The organism is Streptococcus equi subsp. zooepidemicus (assembly GCF_015689395.1).
GTDB classification, from domain to species: Bacteria; Bacillota; Bacilli; order Lactobacillales; family Streptococcaceae; genus Streptococcus; species Streptococcus equi.
In genome coordinates, this window is the sequence record NZ_CP065054.1 from 901394 (window position 1) to 921643 (window position 20250).

General features: G+C 43.8%; 20 protein-coding genes. All 20 read left to right on the forward strand.

Translation table 11 applies throughout. The features are described from left to right. The first annotated feature begins 4 nt into the window (after positions 1 to 4). The 20 genes from I2432_RS04255 (at position 5) to pheT (ending at position 20217) form a co-directional block, all read left to right on the forward strand. Positions 5 to 1144 carry a glucose-1-phosphate adenylyltransferase gene (locus tag I2432_RS04255; protein ID WP_012678117.1) on the forward strand — a complete coding sequence of 380 codons (1140 nt, stop codon included), beginning with the start codon at positions 5 to 7 and terminating at the stop codon, positions 1142 to 1144. Continuing rightward, a complete protein-coding gene (gene glgD / locus I2432_RS04260) occupies positions 1134 to 2267 on the forward strand; it encodes a glucose-1-phosphate adenylyltransferase subunit GlgD (protein ID WP_043025646.1) in 1134 nt (377 codons plus the stop codon). Before I2432_RS04255 ends, glgD begins: the two co-directional genes overlap by 11 nt. Beyond that, positions 2264 to 3694, forward strand: a complete 1431-nt coding sequence (glgA, locus tag I2432_RS04265) for a glycogen synthase GlgA (protein ID WP_206159000.1) — start codon at positions 2264 to 2266, stop codon at positions 3692 to 3694. Before glgD ends, glgA begins: the two co-directional genes overlap by 4 nt. A gap of 18 nt (positions 3695 to 3712) precedes the next feature. After that, positions 3713 to 6109: a glycogen/starch/alpha-glucan phosphorylase gene (locus tag I2432_RS04270; RefSeq protein WP_206159001.1), complete on the forward strand. Its 2397-nt coding sequence runs from the start codon at positions 3713 to 3715 to the stop codon at positions 6107 to 6109. Positions 6110 to 6449: 340 nt separating this feature from the next. Further along, positions 6450 to 6647 carry a F0F1 ATP synthase subunit C gene (locus I2432_RS04275; RefSeq protein WP_012515426.1) on the forward strand — a complete coding sequence of 66 codons (198 nt, stop codon included), beginning with the start codon at positions 6450 to 6452 and terminating at the stop codon, positions 6645 to 6647. A gap of 33 nt (positions 6648 to 6680) precedes the next feature. After that, the gene (gene atpB, locus I2432_RS04280) at positions 6681 to 7397 is read left to right on the forward strand and encodes a F0F1 ATP synthase subunit A (RefSeq protein ID WP_206159002.1); all 717 of its coding nucleotides are present in this window, start codon (positions 6681 to 6683) and stop codon (positions 7395 to 7397) included. 17 nt (positions 7398 to 7414) lie between these two features. Next, positions 7415 to 7909 (forward strand): F0F1 ATP synthase subunit B, encoded by a 495-nt coding sequence (atpF, locus tag I2432_RS04285; RefSeq protein ID WP_012678113.1) that lies wholly within the window; start codon positions 7415 to 7417, stop codon positions 7907 to 7909. After that, on the forward strand, positions 7909 to 8445 hold the full coding sequence (locus I2432_RS04290) for a F0F1 ATP synthase subunit delta (protein ID WP_037578685.1): 537 nt from the start codon (positions 7909 to 7911) through the stop codon (positions 8443 to 8445). Before atpF ends, I2432_RS04290 begins: the two co-directional genes overlap by 1 nt. A 15-nt stretch (positions 8446 to 8460) precedes the next feature. Further along, positions 8461 to 9966, forward strand: coding sequence for a F0F1 ATP synthase subunit alpha (gene atpA, locus I2432_RS04295; protein ID WP_012515430.1), 1506 nt, complete (start codon positions 8461 to 8463; stop codon positions 9964 to 9966). Positions 9967 to 9983: 17 nt separating this feature from the next. Further along, positions 9984 to 10859 (forward strand): F0F1 ATP synthase subunit gamma, encoded by an 876-nt coding sequence (locus I2432_RS04300; protein ID WP_012515431.1) that lies wholly within the window; start codon positions 9984 to 9986, stop codon positions 10857 to 10859. Between the two features lie 167 nt (positions 10860 to 11026). Further along, positions 11027 to 12433 (forward strand): F0F1 ATP synthase subunit beta, encoded by a 1407-nt coding sequence (atpD, locus tag I2432_RS04305; RefSeq protein ID WP_021320644.1) that lies wholly within the window; start codon positions 11027 to 11029, stop codon positions 12431 to 12433. Positions 12434 to 12445: 12 nt separating this feature from the next. Next, positions 12446 to 12862 (forward strand): F0F1 ATP synthase subunit epsilon, encoded by a 417-nt coding sequence (locus I2432_RS04310; protein WP_012515433.1) that lies wholly within the window; start codon positions 12446 to 12448, stop codon positions 12860 to 12862. A gap of 133 nt (positions 12863 to 12995) precedes the next feature. Next, a complete protein-coding gene (locus tag I2432_RS04315) occupies positions 12996 to 13232 on the forward strand; it encodes a DUF1146 family protein (RefSeq protein ID WP_206159003.1) in 237 nt (78 codons plus the stop codon). A gap of 64 nt (positions 13233 to 13296) precedes the next feature. Further along, positions 13297 to 14568 (forward strand): UDP-N-acetylglucosamine 1-carboxyvinyltransferase, encoded by a 1272-nt coding sequence (murA, locus tag I2432_RS04320; RefSeq protein ID WP_037578679.1) that lies wholly within the window; start codon positions 13297 to 13299, stop codon positions 14566 to 14568. A gap of 3 nt (positions 14569 to 14571) precedes the next feature. After that, entirely contained in the window at positions 14572 to 14760 is a 189-nt protein-coding gene (locus I2432_RS04325) for a DNA-directed RNA polymerase subunit beta (protein ID WP_012678107.1), read from the forward strand. A gap of 31 nt (positions 14761 to 14791) precedes the next feature. Beyond that, positions 14792 to 15670 carry a DNA/RNA non-specific endonuclease gene (locus I2432_RS04330; protein WP_206159004.1) on the forward strand — a complete coding sequence of 293 codons (879 nt, stop codon included), beginning with the start codon at positions 14792 to 14794 and terminating at the stop codon, positions 15668 to 15670. A gap of 13 nt (positions 15671 to 15683) precedes the next feature. Beyond that, on the forward strand, positions 15684 to 15842 hold the full coding sequence (locus tag I2432_RS04335; protein ID WP_206159005.1) for a hypothetical protein: 159 nt from the start codon (positions 15684 to 15686) through the stop codon (positions 15840 to 15842). Between the two features lie 736 nt (positions 15843 to 16578). Then, the gene (gene pheS, locus I2432_RS04340; RefSeq protein ID WP_021320646.1) at positions 16579 to 17622 is read left to right on the forward strand and encodes a phenylalanine--tRNA ligase subunit alpha; all 1044 of its coding nucleotides are present in this window, start codon (positions 16579 to 16581) and stop codon (positions 17620 to 17622) included. A 34-nt stretch (positions 17623 to 17656) separates the two neighbouring features. Then, positions 17657 to 17818, forward strand: coding sequence for a hypothetical protein (locus I2432_RS04345; protein ID WP_172452926.1), 162 nt, complete (start codon positions 17657 to 17659; stop codon positions 17816 to 17818). Continuing rightward, positions 17812 to 20217: a phenylalanine--tRNA ligase subunit beta gene (gene pheT / locus I2432_RS04350; RefSeq protein WP_206159006.1), complete on the forward strand. Its 2406-nt coding sequence runs from the start codon at positions 17812 to 17814 to the stop codon at positions 20215 to 20217. The genes I2432_RS04345 and pheT overlap by 7 nt, the downstream gene beginning before the upstream one ends. Positions 20218 to 20250: the final 33 nt, after the last annotated feature.

The following is a 20250-nucleotide window of genomic DNA, read 5'->3' on the forward strand; positions in this document are numbered from 1 at the left end:
CGAAATGAAGAATGGAATGTTAGCCCTCATATTAGCAGGGGGACAAGGAACTCGCTTAGGAAAATTGACACAGAGCATTGCAAAGCCTGCTGTGCAATTTGGAGGTCGGTATCGTATCATTGATTTTGCCCTATCCAATTGTGCTAACTCAGGGATTCATAATGTGGGGGTTATCACCCAGTACCAGCCTCTTGCCTTAAATAATCATATTGGCAATGGTTCGTCATGGGGATTAGACGGTATTAATTCTGGTGCTACGATTTTACAGCCCTACTCTGCAACAGAGGGAAATCGTTGGTTTCAAGGAACTAGTCATGCCATCTATCAAAATATTGATTATATTGATAGCATTAATCCTGAATATGTGCTGATCCTGTCGGGTGATCATATTTACAAGATGGATTATGACGACATGCTTCAGACGCATAAGGCTAATATGGCTAGCTTGACTGTTGCTGTGATTGATGTTCCTCTAAAGGAAGCCGGTCGATTTGGTATTATGAATACAGATACCAATGATCGCATTGTCGAATTTGAAGAAAAGCCTGCCAATCCAAAATCAACCAAGGCTTCAATGGGTATTTATATCTTTAATTGGCAGCGCCTTCGGACCATGCTGGTTGACGCAGAAAAAAACAACATTGATATGTCTGACTTTGGTCAGCATGTGATTCCGTCCTATCTTGAGTCTGGCGAGCGTGTCTACACCTATAACTTTAAAGGCTACTGGAAGGACGTCGGAACGATTGAGTCTCTTTGGGAAGCCAATATGGAATATATCGGTGAGGAAAATGCCCTAGACAGTCGTGATCGTTCTTGGAAGATTTATTCTAAAAACCATATCGCTCCACCAAACTTTATCACAGAGGACGCCGAGGTCAAGGATTCTTTGGTAGTAGATGGCAGCTTTATCTCTGGTAAGGTCAACCATTCTATCTTGTCTACCAATGTGCAAGTGAGAAAGGGAGCTGAGGTTAAGGATTCCTTTATCATGAGCGATGTTATTATTGGCGAGGGTGCAAGGATTACACGAGCTATTATTGGTGAGGGAGCAGTCATTGGCGATCATGTGGTTATTGATGGTAGCAAGGACGTTCAAGTCGTAGGCTATAATGAAGTAGTGGGGGTACCAAATGAAGATTGATAAATATTCTGCCATCCTAGGCAGCTCAATTGGCTTTGCTGAAATGAAGGGGTTAACAGACACAAGACCATTAGCCAACCTACCCTTTGATGGGAAATATCGGCTCATTGATTTTCAATTGTCCAATCTTGCCAATGCAGGTGTCCGTAGCATCTATGGTATTTTTCGTGGGCAAAATATCCGCTCAGTGTTTGATCATATCAGGTCAGGTCGTGAATGGGGGCTTAATTCCTTACTAAGTCATTATTTCCTTGGCTTTTATAACACCAAGGAGGATTCTAAAGAGGCTGACAAGGACTATTATCAGCAGATTTTGACCTATTTAAAGCGCTCAGGGTCAGATCAGACCATTTACATGAGCTGTGATATTCTCTGCAATATTGAGCTTGGGCAGGTTATTCATCTGCACAATGCCAACCATCGCAACATTACGGTTGTCTACAAGAAAATGCCGACCAAGGCCATCTCTAAGGCTAACGATATTTTAGATATTGACGAGACAGATACTGTTGTTGACAGGCAAAGTCTGTCTGAGGGGCAGGAGGTTGAAAAAATGTCAGCAGGCATTTACATCGTCAATACCCCATGGTTAATTGAACAGATGGAAAAAGAAGCCGAAAAAGAAAACCCTCAAAAGCTACGCTTCTTATTGCGCGATCTTATCGTATCAGAGGGTGCTCTTGGCTTTGAATATACGGGCTATCTTGCCAATATTCACTCTGTTAAATCTTATTTTGATGCCAATATGGACATGCTGGATCCGCATAAGTTTTATTCACTATTATATGCTAATCAGAAGGTCTACACGCGTGTCAAAAATGAAGAGTCAACCTATTTTGATGCGGCTTCTGAGGTGAACAATGCCCAATTTGCTTCAGGAAGCATTGTCAAGGGCTATGTCGAGCACTCAATTGTCTCTCGCAATTGTCGCATTGCCTCACAGGCACGTGTTACAAATAGTATTTTATTGCCAAAGGCAGTGATTGGTGAGGGTGCTGTCATTGATTATGCTATCATTGATAAATCCGTAAGGGTTGCACCAGGTGTTACTATTAGAGGAAGCGCTGAGGAGCCAATAGTTGTTGCCAAGGGGACTGAGGTTGTTGAGGATATGATAAAATGAAGATAATGTTTGTTGCAGCAGAGGGAGCTCCCTTTGCTAAGACAGGTGGCCTAGGCGATGTCATTGGGGCATTGCCTAAATCACTTGTTAAAAATGGTCATGAGGTGTCTGTGATACTGCCTTATTATGACGTGGTTGATCAAGCCTTTGGTCAGCAGGTTGAGGACGTCTTGTATTTTTATACGCAGGTTGGCTGGAGACGCCAATACGTGGGCATTAAAAAGCTTGTCAAGGATAAGGTGACCTTTTACTTTATTGACAATCAAGGTTATTTCTTTAGAGGCAGGATCTATGGTGATTGGGACGACGGTGAGCGCTTTGCCTATTTCCAGCTGGCTGCCATAGAAGCAATGGAGAAAATCGGAGTTATTCCAGATATTTTACATGTGCATGATTACCATACTGCTATGATTCCTTTCCTATTGAAGGAAAAATACCATTGGATTCAGGCCTATCAAGCGATTCGGACAGTTTTTACCATTCATAATATTGCATTTCAAGGGCAGTTTGATGCTGGCATGCTAGGCGATTTGTTTGGTGTTGGTATGGAGCGCTATGAGGATGGCACCCTGCGTTGGCATGATGGCCTGAACTGGATGAAAGCAGCAGTCCTATATGCAGATCGGGTAACCACTGTTTCACCTTCTTATGCGCATGAAATTCAGACACCAGCCTTTGGAAAGGGCTTGGATCAAGTCATGCGAATGGAGGCAGGCAAGCTATCAGGCATTGTGAATGGCATTGACACTGACTTATTTAACCCAGCAAGGGATCCTCATTTGCCTGCTCCGTTTTCAGCTAAGGATCTATCAGGTAAGGCGGCTACTAAACAGGCCTTGCAGGAACGGTTAGGGTTAGCAGTCAGGGCAGATGTTCCATTGATTGGTATGGTTTCGCGCTTGACGGATCAAAAGGGCTTTCAGCTTGTTCTTGAGGAATTACCGCATATCCTGCAGCAGGACGTTCAGCTGGTCTTGTTAGGAACAGGTGATCCTGATTATGAGGCTGCCTTTTCATGGTTTGCCAAGGCCTATCCAGAAAAGCTATCTGCTAATATTACCTTTGATCTGCCATTAGCTCAGCACATTTATGGAGCCTGCGATCTCTTTTTAATGCCAAGTGCTTTTGAGCCCTGTGGACTTTCGCAAATGATGGCTATGAGATATGGCGCGATACCGATTGTCCATGAGATCGGCGGCTTGAAGGATACTGTTGCCTCCTACAATGCTTATGAAAAGACTGGAACTGGTTTTGGCTTTGATCAGTTTTCAGGATTTTGGTTAACGCAGACGCTCTTGTTTGCCCTTGATATTTACCATAACCACAAGGAGGATTGGCAGACGATTCAACAAAATGCCATGACCAAAGATTTTTCATGGGACACAGCTAGTCTGGCCTACCTTGATTTGTATAAAAGCTTACTATAACACAGAAAAGGAATGGGAATGCACGTCACAAAAGAACAATTTATTCGAGATTTTAAAGATACCTTACATGAGGAACAATTGATTAAGGTTCCTGCTGCAACAGCTGCTGAGCTCTTCACCTCATTAGCAAAGCTAATTCGTAAATACTATACAGATACTTGGATTGAAAGAAATCGTTCCTTAACCGATCAGCAGCAAAAAATTGCCTATTATTTTTCGATCGAATTTTTACCAGGAAGAATGCTAGAAACAAATCTTCTTAATTTAGGCATTCTTGATACAGTTAAAGAAGCCTTTGCTGACTTGGGAATTGATTTTCAAGCAGTGAAGCATGCAGAGCACGACATGGCTCTAGGCAATGGAGGTCTAGGACGTTTGGCAGCTGCCTTTATGGATTCGCTAGCGACAACAGGCTATCCAGGCTTTGGAAATGGGCTGCGTTATCGTTATGGGCTGTTTAAGCAACGGATTGTGAATGGTTATCAGGTAGAATTACCAGATTCTTGGTTTGGCTCTATTGGTAATGTCTGGGAGATCAGAAAGGATCATGACATTGTAGACGTCAAGCTCTTTGGGAATGTTTACCTAAAAGCCAATCAGGACGGTAAGCTAGCGCCAATCTATGAGGGAGCTCAGGTTTTGAGAGCTGTTCCCTACGATGTTCCTCAGATTGGCTTTGAAAATGATGTGATTAACAATCTTCGCCTCTGGGACGTAGAAATCCCAGAAGAACATGAGCTTGATTACCCAACCATCGAGTCAAGACGGGCAGTCAAGGACATTACTGCCATTTTGTACCCAGACGACAGCAGCTATGAAGGCAAAAAGCTTAGATTGATCCAAGAATATTTCATGACCAGCGCAGGCCTTCAAACCATTATCAAATCCTATTTAAAGCAGGGCTTGCCACTCACTGAGCTTCATCAAAAGGTATCTGTTCATATCAATGATACTCACCCAGCAGTAGCTCCAGCAGAGCTTATGAGGCTTTTGATTGACGATTATGGCTTAGAATGGGTAGACGCCTGGGCGACAACCGTCAAAACCATGAGCTATACCAATCATACGATTTTGTCAGAGGCCCTAGAAAAATGGGACGCAGAGCTCTTTAAGACAGTGCTGCCCCGCGTTTATCAAATCATTTTAGAGATTGATCATCGCTTTGTTGCTGAAATGGCGCAAAAGGGTATTGATCCTCAGATCATTGAAAACACTAGAATCGTTAAGGACAACCAGATTTATATGGCTAATCTTGCCATTATTGGTGGCTATTCGGTCAATGGCGTTGCCAAGCTACATACAGAGTTGTTAAAGACAGATACCCTTAAGGACTTTTATGCCTTGTATCCCGAAAAATTCAACAACAAAACCAATGGTATCGTGCAAAGACGCTGGACACAGATTGCTGCGCCAGAGCTATCAGCAGCTATTGACCGCACCATTGGCAAAGACTGGCGCAAGGATATTCACCAGCTTCTACAATTGAGTCAATTTACAGAAGATCCAGCTGTGCTAAATGATTTTTATCAGGTAAAACAAGCAGCTAAGCAGCGCCTAGCCAGGTATATCTTGGAAAAAACAGGTCTTGAGGTTTCAACAGAGGCTATTTTTGATGTGCAGGTCAAACGCCTACATGCCTACAAGCGGCAGCTCCTGAATGTCCTGCATATTATGAAGCTTTACCTTGATTTGAAGGCTAATCCAGATTTAGATATGGTGCCTAGAGTCTTTATTTTCGGCGCAAAGGCTGCACCAGGCTATCATTTTGCTAAGTCAGTGATCAAAATCATCAATGAGCTGGCTAATCTCATTAACCATGATACCAGTCTCAAAGGAAAGCTAAAGGTTGTTTTTCTTGAAAATTATAACGTGAGTCTAGCAGAGCTCATTATCCCTGCGGCAGATATTTCAGAGCAGATTTCACTGGCCTCCAAGGAAGCCTCAGGAACATCAAACATGAAATTTATGATGACTGGTGCTATCACCCTAGCGACCCTTGATGGGGCAAACATTGAAATCAAAGACGAGGTCGGAGAGGAAAACATTGTGATCTTTGGTATGGATAAGGATCAGGTCTATGACCACTATGCCAAGCATGATTATTATTCAAGAGGCCTATATGAGAGCGACCCTCAGATTAAAGCAGTGGTAGACGCTTTTGTCAATGGCACCATTCCAAATAGTCAACACGAAGGTATGGAAATCTATGATGCCCTAATCACGCATAATGATGAATACTTCTTGCTAGAAGACTTTTCTTCCTATGTAAAAGCACAGGCTAAGATTGATCAGCTCTACCGTCAAAAGGACAAGTGGTCAAAAATGTCACTTATCAACATTGCGCATTCTGACAAGTTTACATCAGATGATACCATCACCCAGTATGCCAAGGACATCTGGCAGCTAAAACGCTAATCCATCAAGGAAGAAAAAGCATTAGTTACCTTAGATTGAAGAGAGTGTCTTTTTGGACCGTTTTCTTCAATCTTTTTTGATCGCAAAAAATCTGGGAGTCAGATCAGCTGCTTGCCTAATACTTTGGATTATCAAGGTATTTTGGAATTTGTTAATCTTTTTGTTATAATAGTGATGTGAAGCTATTTTTTAAATGAAAAAGCCAACACCTCAAGATGGTTTTAAAGTAAGGTTAGTATTAGTCTAAGAAAGCGTAACCACATTAAAGAAAGCTGTTGACATTCTCAATTTTAAGGAATAGAATAACAAAGTAAAAAATTTTTAAAAGGAGTATTCTATTATGAATCCTATTTTCGCATTGGCTCTTGCCTGCTTTGGTGTATCACTTGCCGAAGGCTTTTTGATGGCTAATCTCTTTAAATCAGCGTCACGCCAACCAGAAATTATCGGTCAATTACGTTCCTTGATGATCCTAGGTGTTGCCTTTATTGAAGGTACCTTCTTCGTTACCCTTGTTATGGCCTTCATTCTAAAATAACAGCCTATTTGATATAGAAAAGGAGGGTATTAAATGGAAGAAGCTAAAGTACCGATGGTAGAGCTTGGTCCAATAACCTTTAATTTGACCCTACTTGCTGTTTGTATTGTTACTATCCTACTGATATTTGGCTTTGTTTTTTGGGCAAGTCGTCAGATGATATTAAAACCAAAAGGCAGGCAAACTGCGTTAGAATATTTAATCAGCTTTGTTAATGGTATTGGGGAAGAGCATTTGGATAGTCATCTTCAGAAGTCTTATTCGCTTTTACTTTTTACCATTTTTCTTTTTGTGGCAGTTGCCAACAACTTGGGCTTATTTACAAAGCTAGAAACAACCAGTGGCTACAACCTATGGACATCGCCAACAGCTAATTTGGCCTTTGACCTAGCCCTATCTCTGTTTGTGACGCTTCTTGTTCATATCGAAGGCATTAGACGTCGTGGTTTTGGCGCTTATTTAAAACGCTTTGCGACACCTTGGCCAATGACTCCGATGAACCTATTAGAAGAATTTACCAACTTCCTATCACTTGCTATCAGGCTGTTTGGTAATATCTTTGCAGGAGAGGTTGTGACAGGCTTGATTGTTCAGCTGGCCAATTATCGCCTGTATTGGTGGCCAATTGCTTTCCTTGTTAATATAGCATGGACAGCCTTTTCCATATTTATTTCCTGCATACAAGCCTTTGTATTTACAAAATTAACAGCAACGTATTTAGGAAAAAAAGTTAATGAATCAGAAGAATAAGAAGGGAGGACAAACGAATGTCAGTTACAATTGGTGAGCTCATTGGGAATTTTATTCTGGTAACAGGCTCTGTCATCGTCTTGTTGCTCTTGATTAAAGCCTTTGCTTGGGGTGCTATCGAAGCTATTTTACAGGCACGCTCACAGCAAATTTCACAGGATATTGACCAAGCAGAGCAGGCGCGTCTCAACGCCCAGCAGCTTGAAAAGGAAGGTCAAGCCAACTTAGAAGCCAGCAGATCAGAGGCTAGCCAGATTGTTGAGGCAGCCAAAGAAACTGGTAAAGCACAGGAGACACGCATTGTAGCAGAGGCTACAGAAGAGGCCGATCGCCTAAAAGCAGCAGCATTGACAGATATCGAACACAGCAAGTCAGAGGCTATTTCAGCCGTTAAGACAGAGATGTCAGATTTGACAGTTCTACTAGCAGAAAAAATTATGGGAGCCAATCTTGATAAGGCGGCTCAAAGCCAGCTTATTGATCGCTATCTTGATGACTTAGGAGAGGCTTAATGACCAAAAAAGAACAAGCTCTTATCGAGCAATATGCAAAAAGTCTTGTGCAGGTCTGTCAGGAGCGAGACACTCTTGAAGCACTGCAGGCTGATGTGCTTGCCATTTTAGAGGTTTTTAAAGCTACTAATCTTGCTAAGACCTTGTCAAGCTTAGCTGTTCCACGTGCTAAAAAGCTTGAGCTAGTAAGGCAGCTTCAAGGAGATAATATCATTTATCTGAATAATTTTTTAGAAGTTATGCTGCAAAATGAGCGTGAAGCTTATTTATATCAGGTGCTTCTAAGGGTTTTATCCGAGCTGGCTAGTGTCTCAAATCAATATGACGTGACAGTTACGTCAGCAGTTCCTTTAAGTGAGGAACAAAAGCAGCGCGTGCGTACAGTGGTTTCAAAGAGACTTGCAGTAAAGACAGGTCGCTTAATCGAAAAGGTAGATCCTTCTTTAATTGGAGGATTTATCATCAGTGTCAATAATAAGGTAATTGATACAAGCATTCGTCGTCAATTACAAGCATTTAAAATGAATTTAAAATAGAAAGTGGTGTGACTTTTGGCAATTAATGCACAAGAAATTAGCGCTTTAATTAAAAAGCAAATTGAGAACTTCCAGCCAAATTTTGATGTCACAGAAACTGGAGTTGTTACCTATATTGGTGATGGAATTGCACGTGCTCGTGGCTTAGACAATGCGATGAGTGGCGAGCTTCTTGAATTTTCAAATGGTACCTTCGGTATGGCTCAAAACCTAGAGTCAAACGATGTTGGTATCATTATTCTTGGTGATTTTTCAACGATTCGTGAGGGTGATGAGGTCAAACGCACCGGTAAAATTATGGAAGTGCCAGTCGGTGAAGCTCTCATTGGACGTGTGGTCAATCCACTTGGTCAGCCTGTTGATGGCTTAGGTGACATTGAGACAACTGGCTTTAGGCCTGTTGAAACTCCAGCTCCTGGTGTTATGCAGCGTAAGTCTGTTTTTGAGCCCTTACAAACCGGTCTAAAGGCTATTGATGCTTTGGTTCCGATCGGTCGTGGCCAGCGCGAGCTGATTATCGGTGACCGTCAGACAGGTAAGACGTCTGTAGCCATTGACGCCATTTTGAACCAAAAAGGTCAGGACATGATCTGTATCTATGTCGCTATTGGTCAAAAGGAATCAACAGTGCGGACACAGGTTGAAACGCTGCGCCGTTATGGTGCTTTGGATTATACCATTGTTGTAACGGCCTCTGCCTCACAGCCATCACCCTTGTTGTTTATTGCACCTTATGCCGGTGTTGCGATGGCAGAAGAGTTTATGTACAATGGCAAGCATGTTTTGATTGTTTATGATGACTTGTCTAAGCAGGCAGTAGCTTATCGTGAATTGTCACTCTTGCTTCGTCGTCCACCGGGTCGTGAGGCTTATCCAGGAGATGTTTTCTACTTGCATAGCCGCTTGCTTGAGCGCTCAGCTAAGGTGTCTGATGACTTAGGTGGTGGTTCAATCACAGCCTTGCCATTTATTGAGACGCAGGCTGGGGATATCTCTGCCTACATTGCGACAAACGTGATTTCGATTACAGATGGTCAGATTTTCTTGCAAGAGGATCTCTTTAACTCAGGAATCCGCCCAGCCATTGATGCTGGCTCATCGGTATCTCGTGTTGGTGGCTCTGCACAGATCAAGGCCATGAAAAGGGTTGCAGGGACTTTGCGTCTTGACCTGGCCTCTTATCGTGAATTAGAAGCCTTTACACAATTTGGCTCAGATCTAGATGCAGCAACTCAAGCAAAATTGAATCGAGGTCGTCGTACCGTTGAAATCCTAAAACAGCCACTGCACAAGCCATTGCCTGTTGAAAAGCAGGTGGTCATTTTGTACGCCTTGACTCATGGATTTTTAGATGATGTTCCTGTAGATGATATTTTAGCCTTTGAAGAAGCACTTTATGACTACTTTGATGCGCATTATGATCACTTATTTGAAACAATCCGTACAACCAAGGACCTTCCGCAGGAGGCTGAGCTGGACGCTGCTATTCAAGCCTTCAAAGCACAGTCAAACTTTAAATAAAAGAGGGAGGTACTAGTATGGCAGGCTCTCTAAGTGAAATTAAGGCTAAAATCATTTCAACCGAAAAAACAAGCAAAATCACTAGCGCCATGCGTATGGTTTCTTCTGCAAAGCTTGTTAAATCTGAGCAAGCAGCTCGTGATTTTCAAATCTATGCTTCAAAAATTCGTCAAATTACAACAGACCTACTAAAATCAGACCTGACAACAGGCTCAGATAATCCCATGCTGGTGTCTCGTCCTGTGAAAAAAACAGGCTATATTGTCATTACCTCTGATAAGGGGCTGGTCGGTGGTTACAATTCAAAAATCTTGAAGTCCATTATGGATATGATTCAGGAATATCATGCCGCTGGTGATTATGAGATTATCTCAATTGGCAGCATCGGCTCAGATTTTTTTAAGGCCAGAGGCATGAATGTTGCCTTTGAGCTGCGTGGGCTAGCAGATCAGCCAAGCTTTGATCAGGTCGGAAGAATTATCTCCCAGTCTGTAGATATGTTTGTCAATGAGATTTTTGATGAGCTATATGTGTGCTACAATCATCATGTCAATAGCTTGACGAGCCAGGTTCGGGTTCAGCGCATGCTGCCGATTTCTGATTTGGTTGCAGAAGAGGCCGCAGAAGAAGGTGTAACTGGGTTTGAATTAGAGCCAAACCGTCATGTGATTTTGGAGCAGCTGCTGCCTCAATTCACTGAAAGCTTAATTTATGGTGCGATCATTGACGCAAAAACAGCAGAGCATGCTGCTGGCATGACTGCAATGCAGACTGCCACTGACAATGCCAAGCATGTGATCAATGATTTGACCATTCAGTACAATCGTGCTCGTCAAGCAGCAATTACACAAGAAATTACAGAAATTGTAGCTGGTGCTAATGCACTTGAATAAGCTTATTGTATGCTGATAGCGCTCTAGCAGAGACCTATTAGCACTTAATGTCATCTTCAAAGCTAGATGACATTTGGGATTAGTGAGCTAGGGGCCTTTTACCCTTAGCTACTCGAATTTAGAAAAATTCAGCTTAATCCCCTACTATCGAATATAAGGAGAAAAACATGAGCTCAGGCAAAATTGCTCAGGTTGTTGGTCCAGTTGTAGACGTTGTGTTTGCGAGTGGGGACAAACTACCAGAGATTAATAATGCGTTGATAGTTTATAAAGATGGCGATAAAAAGCAAAAAATCGTTCTCGAGGTTGCCCTAGAGCTTGGAGACGGTATGGTACGTACAATCGCTATGGAATCAACCGATGGGCTTACACGTGGATTAGAGGTTCTTGATACTGGTCGTGCCATTAGTGTACCAGTTGGTAAAGAGACTCTGGGTCGTGTTTTCAACGTTCTTGGTGAAACCATTGACCTAGAAGCCCCATTTGCAGAAGATGCTAATCGTGAACCGATCCATAAAAAAGCACCGGCCTTTGATGAATTGTCAACATCATCAGAAATTCTTGAAACAGGTATCAAAGTTATTGACCTTCTTGCCCCTTACTTAAAGGGTGGTAAGGTTGGTCTTTTCGGTGGTGCCGGAGTTGGTAAAACCGTTCTTATCCAAGAATTAATCCACAATATCGCTCAAGAGCATGGTGGTATCTCAGTATTTACCGGTGTTGGAGAGCGTACGCGTGAAGGGAATGACCTTTACTGGGAAATGAAGGAATCAGGCGTTATTGAAAAAACAGCCATGGTTTTTGGTCAGATGAATGAACCACCAGGAGCCCGCATGCGCGTTGCCTTGACTGGCTTGACAATTGCTGAATATTTCCGCGATGTTGAAGGCCAAGACGTCTTGCTCTTTATTGACAATATCTTCCGTTTTACTCAGGCAGGCTCAGAGGTATCAGCCCTTCTAGGTCGTATGCCTTCAGCTGTTGGTTATCAGCCAACACTTGCCACTGAAATGGGACAATTGCAAGAGCGTATCACGTCAACGAAAAAAGGCTCTGTTACCTCTATCCAAGCCATCTACGTGCCAGCTGATGACTACACTGACCCAGCGCCAGCAACAGCATTTGCTCACTTGGATTCAACAACTAACCTTGAGCGTAAGCTGACACAGATGGGGATTTACCCGGCGGTTGATCCACTGGCTTCAAGCTCGCGTGCGCTATCACCGGAAATTGTTGGTGAGGAGCACTATGCAGTAGCTACAGAGGTTCAGCGTGTCTTGCAGCGCTATCGTGAATTGCAGGATATCATTGCTATCTTAGGTATGGACGAGCTATCAGAAGAAGAAAAGACATTGGTAGGGCGTGCGCGTCGTATCCAGTTCTTCTTGTCGCAAAACTTTAATGTTGCAGAACAGTTTACAGGCCTTCCTGGCTCTTATGTTCCAGTTGCCGAAACCGTTCGTGGTTTCAAGGAAATCCTCGAAGGAAAGCATGACCACCTTCCAGAAGATGCCTTTCGTGCTGTTGGACCAATTGAGGACGTGATCGAAAAAGCTAAGAAAATGGGCTTTTAGTGAGGTGATACCATGACACAAATGACTGTTCAGGTGGTTACGCCAGATGGTATCAAATACGATCATCACGCTAAGTTCATCTCAGTAACGACACCAGATGGTGAGATGGGGATTCTGCCTAACCACATCAATGTGATTGCTCCTCTACAGGTGCATGAAATGAAGATTCGTCGTGTCGGTGAGGACGATCGCGTTGATTGGGTTGCTATCAATGGTGGGATCATTGAGATCAAAGACAACGTGGTTACCATTGTTGCAGATTCTGCTGAACGTGATCGTGATATTGATGTTAGCCGGGCAGAGCGAGCAAAATTACGAGCAGAGCGTGACATTGCAGAGGCTGAAACCACTCATGACATTAATGAGGTGCAACGCGCTAAGGTTGCGCTGCGGCGTGCTTTGAATCGTATCAACGTGAGTAAAAAGTAATAACATGAGTCTAGTCTACCAATTTGATCAAGACAAAGCGATTAGCGATGCTTAGGAGAAGGTGTAGATAGGCTCTTTTAGTTTTTTCGTCAAAAAATGTCCTCTTTTGTTAGACTTTTGGTATAATAAAGCTATGGAAGTAATTAGAACTCTTTTAATGTTTTTCAGCCATTTATTATTTATTGGCATTAGTTATCAGCTGCTCATCAGCTTGATTGATTGGTCAACATTTACCCATTACCGACCAGAGAACATGGGAAGGCTTCGCTTGCTTGTCCTTTTTTTGGCAATTGCCTCAGGCTATTTAGTTAGCCGCTTTATGCTGGAGTTAATTCAAATCAGTCAGTACCTGCTGTATGATTTCCACTAGAGTAGGCAGTCAGGAAGTATGATATAATGTTTAGTACGATGACCAGTAGAAAATGGAGAAGCTTGTGGATAAAATAATCATAGAAGGTGGGAACACACGTTTAGAGGGAGAGGTAACGATCGAAGGCGCTAAAAATGCCGTTCTTCCTTTACTAGCAGCTACTATCCTACCCTCAACTGGAAAGACTGTCTTGAGGAATGTGCCGATTCTCTCAGATGTTTTTACGATGAACCATGTTGTGCGTGGTCTAAATATTGATGTCGACTTTGATGAGGCTGCCAATCAGATTACAGTTGATGCCTCAGGGGATATTTTAGATGTTGCCCCGTACGAGTATGTCAGCCAAATGCGCGCCTCAATTGTGGTTTTAGGCCCGATTTTAGCTCGTAATGGCCATGCCAAGGTATCTATGCCTGGAGGCTGTACGATTGGCAGTAGGCCGATCGATTTGCATTTAAAGGGTCTAGAGGCTATGGGCGCTGAGATCACCCAGCAGGGTGGTGACATCACTGCAAAGGCAGATCGCCTAAAGGGGGCGATGATCTATATGGACTTCCCATCAGTGGGGGCTACGCAAAATTTAATGATGGCAGCGACCCTTGCTGATGGTGTGACAGTTATTGAAAATGCTGCCCGAGAGCCTGAGATTGTTGACCTAGCCCAGCTGCTCAACAAAATGGGGGCTAAGGTTCGTGGTGCAGGAACTGAAACCCTAACCATAACGGGTGTCACCAGTCTATGTGGTGTTGAGCATGATGTTGTTCAGGACCGTATCGAAGCAGGTACCTTTATGATTGCTGCAGCGATGACCTCCGGTAATGTGCTGATTAGAGATGCTGTATGGGAGCATAATCGGCCCTTGATTTCTAAGCTTATAGAAATGGGGGTGTCTGTTGTCGAAGAGGATGCAGGCATTAGGGTGCAGGCTGATGTGACTAAGCTAAGGCCTGTCACTGTTAAAACCCTTCCTCACCCAGGCTTTCCAACAGATATGCAGGCTCAGTTTACAGCGCTTATGGCCATTGTTAAGGGAGAATCTACAATGGTGGAAACAGTCTTTGAAAATCGTTTTCAGCATTTAGAGGAAATGCGGCGCATGGGCTTACAATCTGAGGTGCTGCGTGATACAGCCATGATTCATGGCGGTCACGAATTGCAGGGGGCGCCTGTGATGTCAACAGACCTGCGGGCTAGTGCAGCCCTCATCTTAACGGGAATGGTTGCCAAGGGCAGGACCACTGTTAATAAGTTGAACCATTTAGATCGTGGCTATTATCAGTTTCATGAAAAGCTTGCCAAGCTAGGCGCCAACATTCAGCGAATTAGTGAGGAGTAGTCAATGACTAGTGGTTGGAGATATGTCATAAATCAGCTAGCGCTAATCATAGCTATCGGGCTGCTAGGACTCTTTTGTCTGGCGCTGGGGCTAATGATTGGCTATAGCCTTATCGGTGATGGCCAGAATCCCTTAGCGATTTTATCGCCAGATAAGTGGGCTGAGCTGATTCATAAATTTACTGGAAAGTAGGCATGGCCTGCTTTTTATGATAAGAGGAAAGATGATCAAAAAGAAGAAAGACATCAGGCTGCTTAATGCCTTTTTAGCGCTCTTGCTTGTTCTTGGAACAGGTTATTTGGTAGGACATGATGACCTAGTAGCTGATAACCCGATCAAGCAGGTCTACCAAAGGATTTTTGGCTCTGACCCGCAGCAAGCTGGGCTACCGAAGGCAAGCCGAGACTGGGACACTCCCTCCAAGGCCTTGGCAGATTCGGTCATGACAGCCACCATCAAACAGCAATTAGGTGATGTGATTACTTGGAATGGCACTGGTGCCTATATCATTAATCATAATAAAACGACGCTAAATGCAAAGGTAGCCAGTCTCCCCTATGCCAATAATAAAACAAAGCTGGTGCAAGGGCAAAGCGTTCCTACCGTAGCCAATGCCCTGCTAACTAAGTCAACCCGACAATATCAGAAGCGCAATGACACTGGAAATGGCTATAGCTCATGGAAGCCTGCTGGCTGGCATCAGGTTCAGGGGTTAAAGGGAAGGTATAGTCACGCAGTGGATAGAGGGCATCTTCTAGGCTATGCGCTTGTTGGCGGGCTAAAAGGCTTTGATGCCTCAATGGCTAATCCCAGTAATATTGCTACTCAAACCGCATGGGCTAACCAAGCAGCCAACGAGAGATCAACCGGACAAAACTATTATGAAACAAAAATTCGCAGAGCCCTAGATAGCAATAAGCGTGTCCGCTATCGTGTAACTTTGCTTTATGAGGGAAATAATCTCTTAGCAAGCGGCAGTCATCTTGAGGCAAAGTCATCAGATGGTAGCTTAGAATTTAACGTCTTTATCCCTAATGTACAGGCTGGATTACAGATTGATTATCAAACAGGTCAGATCACTGTAGCCTCTTCCCAGCCTTAGTGAGGCACATCACATGGCAAAAGCTGATCACGCAGCTAGCCATCATGGCAGAGAAGCATTAGTCCTTGTAGTCCCTCAAAGAAAGGTGCTAACAATATTTGGTCTTGTGGCTTTAGTAGAAAAACAGATAGGTCCTTTAGTCGAAGCACCAAGTATGTCAGCTCCTGATTAGGACAAATGTCAAGGCTAAGCGGTGGTAAGCTAAAGTCTCACAAAAGACAAGACTGGACTTTTGGCTATAGTCCTTTATGACTGATGACAGCTGATAATGGCTCAAGATGATTGAGGTTTCTAGCAATGCTTGTGGCTAGCCTATCGTCTTAGTTAGCGCTGATTGATGAGATGTTGAACAGTTCTTGACTAAAAGCATCCCTACCCTTACGCCTACGTCCTGGTTAGTGAAGAAATAAGCATTGTCATAAAGGCATTTTTTTGATACAATAAAAGTAATTGAATAGCAGTCAATGAGACTAGTACTAATAGGGAAGTTAACAGGGAATGAGGGTCGTGACTGGAAACCCTCTTAATGAAACGATTAGGAATTCACTCAATCAATGACGAGGTAATTAAGGTCTGACTTGCTCAGATGAAAACGGATGGTACCGCGTGTCAACGCTCCGCTTTAGATAGGAGTCTTGATACGCCTTTTTTTGATGACGTGCTGTTACCATAAGCTATTTAACCACAAGCATGCACTAGCCAGCCAAAAGCGAGTGATCACTGTAAGCATAGAAAGATAGAGGCTACAGCCTATCTAGAAAAGCAAGGGCGATAATCTCTGCCTAAAAGTCTTTCTTAGCTTCTGTGATCTGACTAGCTGACCTAGCTGCTCACAGCTGAGCCTAAGGCCTATTGGCACAAGGCCTGCCAGCATTAATGCAATCATTTTCCAAACAGAAGGGAATATCATGGATTTACAAGCACAATTAGAAGAACTGAAAACCAAGACACAAGAAGCGCTCCAGCAGCTAAACGGTGATCACAGCAAGGAATTACAGGAGCTGCGGGTTGCTGTCCTTGGGAAAAAAGGAACGCTTACCGAACTGCTCAAGGGACTAAAGGATCTCTCAAATGACCTGCGTCCTGTTGTTGGCAAACAGGTCAATGAGCTTCGTGACTTTTTGACCCAAGCCTTTGAAGAGCAGGCTAAGGTGGTTGAGGCAGCAAAGATTCAAGCTAAGCTAGATTCTGAAAGCATTGATGTGACCTTACCAGGCCGTCAGATGAAGCAGGGCTATCGACATGTGCTCACTCAAATCAGTGAAGAAATTGAGGACATTTTCTTGGGCATGGGCTTTCAAATTGTTGATGGTTTTGAGGTTGAAAAGGATTATTATAATTTTGAACGCATGAACCTTCCAAAGGATCATCCGGCTCGTGATATGCAAGACACCTTCTATATCACAGAGGATATTTTGTTGCGCACCCACACCAGTCCTGTACAGGCACGAACACTGGACCAGCATGATTTTTCAAAGGGGCCTCTCAAGATGATTTCACCTGGACGTGTTTTCCGTCGTGACACCGACGATGCCACTCATTCTCATCAATTTCATCAAATTGAAGGCTTAGTTGTTGGCAAGTCTATCTCTATGGGAGACCTAAAGGGGACCCTTGAGATGATCATTAAAAAGATGTTTGGTAAGGAGCGTAAGATTCGCCTGCGCCCATCCTATTTCCCTTTTACTGAGCCATCTGTTGAGGTTGATGTCTCATGCTTCAAATGCGGTGGTAAAGGCTGCAATGTCTGCAAAAAAACAGGCTGGATTGAGATTCTTGGAGCTGGTATGGTACACCCAAGCGTTTTAGAAATGTCAGGTGTGAATGCGCAGGAGTATTCAGGCTTTGCCTTTGGGCTTGGTCAAGAGCGTATCGCCATGCTGCGTTATGGTATCAACGATATTCGAGGCTTCTACCAAGGAGATAGTCGCTTTTCTAAGCAGTTTAAGTAATAGTAATCATGTGGTCAAAAACCAAATTACCAGTTTGAAAAAAGAACTGACGCTCAATCTGGAGCTGTTCTTTGGGTTAGAATCAGAAAGGAAAAAGACGGGTAAAGAGCAAAGAAGTGATTGGTTAGCTTACCTCAAGCAGGTGCTAGGCAGATCTCTTATCAGCGCTCGCTACTCTATTGAAGGCTTATGTTAGTATCTTATAAATGGTTGAAAAAATTAGTTGACATTGATGTCTCGCCGGCCGAGCTAGCTGAAAAAATGTCAACAACAGGTATCGAAGTAGAAGGCGTCACAAGCCCCTCTGAAGGCTTATCAAAGCTAGTTGTTGGGCATGTTGTTTCATGTGACGCTGTTCCAGAAACACACCTGCACCTTTGTCAGGTCAACACAGGAGATGATGAGCTTCGTCAAATTGTCTGCGGTGCACCTAATGTTAAAGCAGGGATTAATGTGATTGTTGCACTGCCTGGGGCTCGCATTGCAGACAATTACAAGATTAAAAAGGGTAAAATACGCGGTATGGAGTCTCTTGGCATGATCTGCTCACTTCAGGAGCTTGGCTTACCAGATGCAATTATTCCAAAAGATTTTTCAGAAGGTATCCAGATCCTACCGGAAACAGCAGCAGCAGGTGATAGCATTTTCCCTTACCTTGATTTAGATGACAATATCATTGAGCTTTCCATCACACCTAATCGTGCTGATGCCTTATCAATGCGTGGTGTTGCCCATGAGGTGGCAGCTATCTATGGCAAGTCAGTGTCATTTCCAGAAAAGCCCCTTATCGAATCAGCTAAAGCAGCAGCTGATAGTCTAAAGGTTGCTATTGACTCTGACAAGGTGCTAACCTATGCTAGTCGTATCGTTGAAAATGTCACCGTCAAGCCAAGTCCGCAATGGCTGCAAAATCTTCTGATGAACGCTGGCATTCGTCCAATCAACAATGTTGTTGATGTGACCAATTATGTCTTGCTGTATTTTGGTCAGCCAATGCATGCCTTTGATTATGATACCTTTGCTGATCATAAGCTTTTAGCGCGTGATGCGCGTGAGGGAGAAAGGCTTGTCACCCTTGATGGAGAAGAGCGTGTGCTGACCACAGATGACATTGTCATTACCGTAGCAGACCAGCCAGTCGCTCTGGCCGGTATTATGGGTGGTAAAGCAACAGAAATCACCACCTCCTCAAAGACAGTGGTGCTTGAAGCAGCAGTCTTTAATGGCAAATCAATCCGCAAAACAAGCAGTCGGCTAAACCTTCGTTCAGAAAGCTCATCACGCTTTGAAAAAGGGATTAACCATGACACGCTTATAGAGGCCTTAGATTTTGCGGCAGCCATGCTAGAAGAGCTAGCCGGTGGGACCGTTTTAGCAGGGCGCTTGCAGGCAGGCTCACTGCCTACCAATCCGGTAGAGGTTTCAACCAGCCTTGATTACGTCAATGTCCGCTTGGGAACAGCCTTAAGCTTTGCTGATATTGAGGGTATTTTTGCAAGGCTTGGCTTTGGTATTAGCGGAACTGCCGATCACTTTACCGTTTCAGTGCCACGACGCCGGTGGGATATAACAATTCCTGCTGACCTAGTCGAAGAAATTGCCCGTATCTATGGCTATGACCGATTGCCAACCACATTACCAGAAGCTGCTGGCACAGCCGCAGAATTAACCAAAACACAAGCCCTTCGTCGTCAGCTGCGTGGTCTTGCAGAGGGATTAGGTTTAACAGAAATCATTTCCTATGCTCTAACAACACCTGAAAAGGCTCTTGAATTTGCAATGAAGCCAACCCAGTTAACAGAGCTGATGTGGCCAATGTCAGTCGAGCGCTCCGTCCTTCGTCAAAGCATGGTATCAGGTATGCTTGACACCCTTGCCTACAATGTGGCACGTCAGCAGCATAACCTTGCCGTTTATGAGATTGGTAAGGTCTTTGAGCAAGAGGGCAATCCCAAGGAGGCACTACCAACAGAGCTTAATCATTTTGCCTTTGCTATCACAGGCTTGGTAGCAGACAAGGATTTTCAGACACAAGCCCAAGCGGTTGATTTTTACCATGCTAAGGGGATTCTGGAGTGTCTCTTTGATAAGCTAGGACTGTCTGTGGATTATATCCCAACAAAGGAGATGGCGAGCATGCACCCGGGACGTACCGCACGCATTCAGCTAGGAGATCAAGCGATTGGCTTTGTTGGTCAGGTGCACCCACAGGCTGCTAAGGCTTATCATATCCCAGAGACCTATGTTGCAGAGCTTGACCTGACTGCTATAGAGGCAGCTCTACCAGCTCATCATGCCTTTGTGGAAATCACCAAATACCCAGCTATGGTAAGGGATATTGCCTTATTGGTTGATGCCTCAACCAGTCATCAAGCTATTCTTTCAGCGATCACGTCTGCCAAGGTAAAACGTCTAACAGAGATCAAGCTCTTTGACATTTACGAAGGGGCAACTATCGCGGCCGGTAAAAAATCAATGGCCTATAGCCTAACCTTCCAAAATCCAACAGATAATCTGACTGATGAGGAGGTAGCCGGCTATATGGAGAAAATCACCAAGGCCTTGGTAGAAGAGGTTGGTGCAGAGGTGAGATAAGGACGCTTCTAATTAACTAGTCACCTAAAAAAA

What these genes read in the sequence shown, in the direction of transcription:
- I2432_RS04255 (WP_012678117.1), top strand. Translation starts at nt 5, where the DNA reads ATGAAGAATGGAATGTTAGCCCTCATATTAGCAGGGGGACAAGGAACT.
- glgD (WP_043025646.1), top strand. Translation starts at nt 1,134, where the DNA reads ATGAAGATTGATAAATATTCTGCCATCCTAGGCAGCTCAATTGGCTTT.
- glgA (WP_206159000.1), top strand. Translation starts at nt 2,264, where the DNA reads ATGAAGATAATGTTTGTTGCAGCAGAGGGAGCTCCCTTTGCTAAGACA.
- I2432_RS04270 (WP_206159001.1), top strand. Translation starts at nt 3,713, where the DNA reads ATGCACGTCACAAAAGAACAATTTATTCGAGATTTTAAAGATACCTTA.
- I2432_RS04275 (WP_012515426.1), top strand. Translation starts at nt 6,450, where the DNA reads ATGAATCCTATTTTCGCATTGGCTCTTGCCTGCTTTGGTGTATCACTT.
- atpB (WP_206159002.1), top strand. Translation starts at nt 6,681, where the DNA reads ATGGAAGAAGCTAAAGTACCGATGGTAGAGCTTGGTCCAATAACCTTT.
- atpF (WP_012678113.1), top strand. Translation starts at nt 7,415, where the DNA reads ATGTCAGTTACAATTGGTGAGCTCATTGGGAATTTTATTCTGGTAACA.
- I2432_RS04290 (WP_037578685.1), top strand. Translation starts at nt 7,909, where the DNA reads ATGACCAAAAAAGAACAAGCTCTTATCGAGCAATATGCAAAAAGTCTT.
- I2432_RS04300 (WP_012515431.1), top strand. Translation starts at nt 9,984, where the DNA reads ATGGCAGGCTCTCTAAGTGAAATTAAGGCTAAAATCATTTCAACCGAA.
- atpD (WP_021320644.1), top strand. Translation starts at nt 11,027, where the DNA reads ATGAGCTCAGGCAAAATTGCTCAGGTTGTTGGTCCAGTTGTAGACGTT.
- I2432_RS04310 (WP_012515433.1), top strand. Translation starts at nt 12,446, where the DNA reads ATGACACAAATGACTGTTCAGGTGGTTACGCCAGATGGTATCAAATAC.
- I2432_RS04315 (WP_206159003.1), top strand. Translation starts at nt 12,996, where the DNA reads ATGGAAGTAATTAGAACTCTTTTAATGTTTTTCAGCCATTTATTATTT.
- I2432_RS04325 (WP_012678107.1), top strand. Translation starts at nt 14,572, where the DNA reads ATGACTAGTGGTTGGAGATATGTCATAAATCAGCTAGCGCTAATCATA.
- I2432_RS04330 (WP_206159004.1), top strand. Translation starts at nt 14,792, where the DNA reads ATGATCAAAAAGAAGAAAGACATCAGGCTGCTTAATGCCTTTTTAGCG.
- I2432_RS04335 (WP_206159005.1), top strand. Translation starts at nt 15,684, where the DNA reads ATGGCAAAAGCTGATCACGCAGCTAGCCATCATGGCAGAGAAGCATTA.
- pheS (WP_021320646.1), top strand. Translation starts at nt 16,579, where the DNA reads ATGGATTTACAAGCACAATTAGAAGAACTGAAAACCAAGACACAAGAA.
- pheT (WP_206159006.1), top strand. Translation starts at nt 17,812, where the DNA reads ATGTTAGTATCTTATAAATGGTTGAAAAAATTAGTTGACATTGATGTC.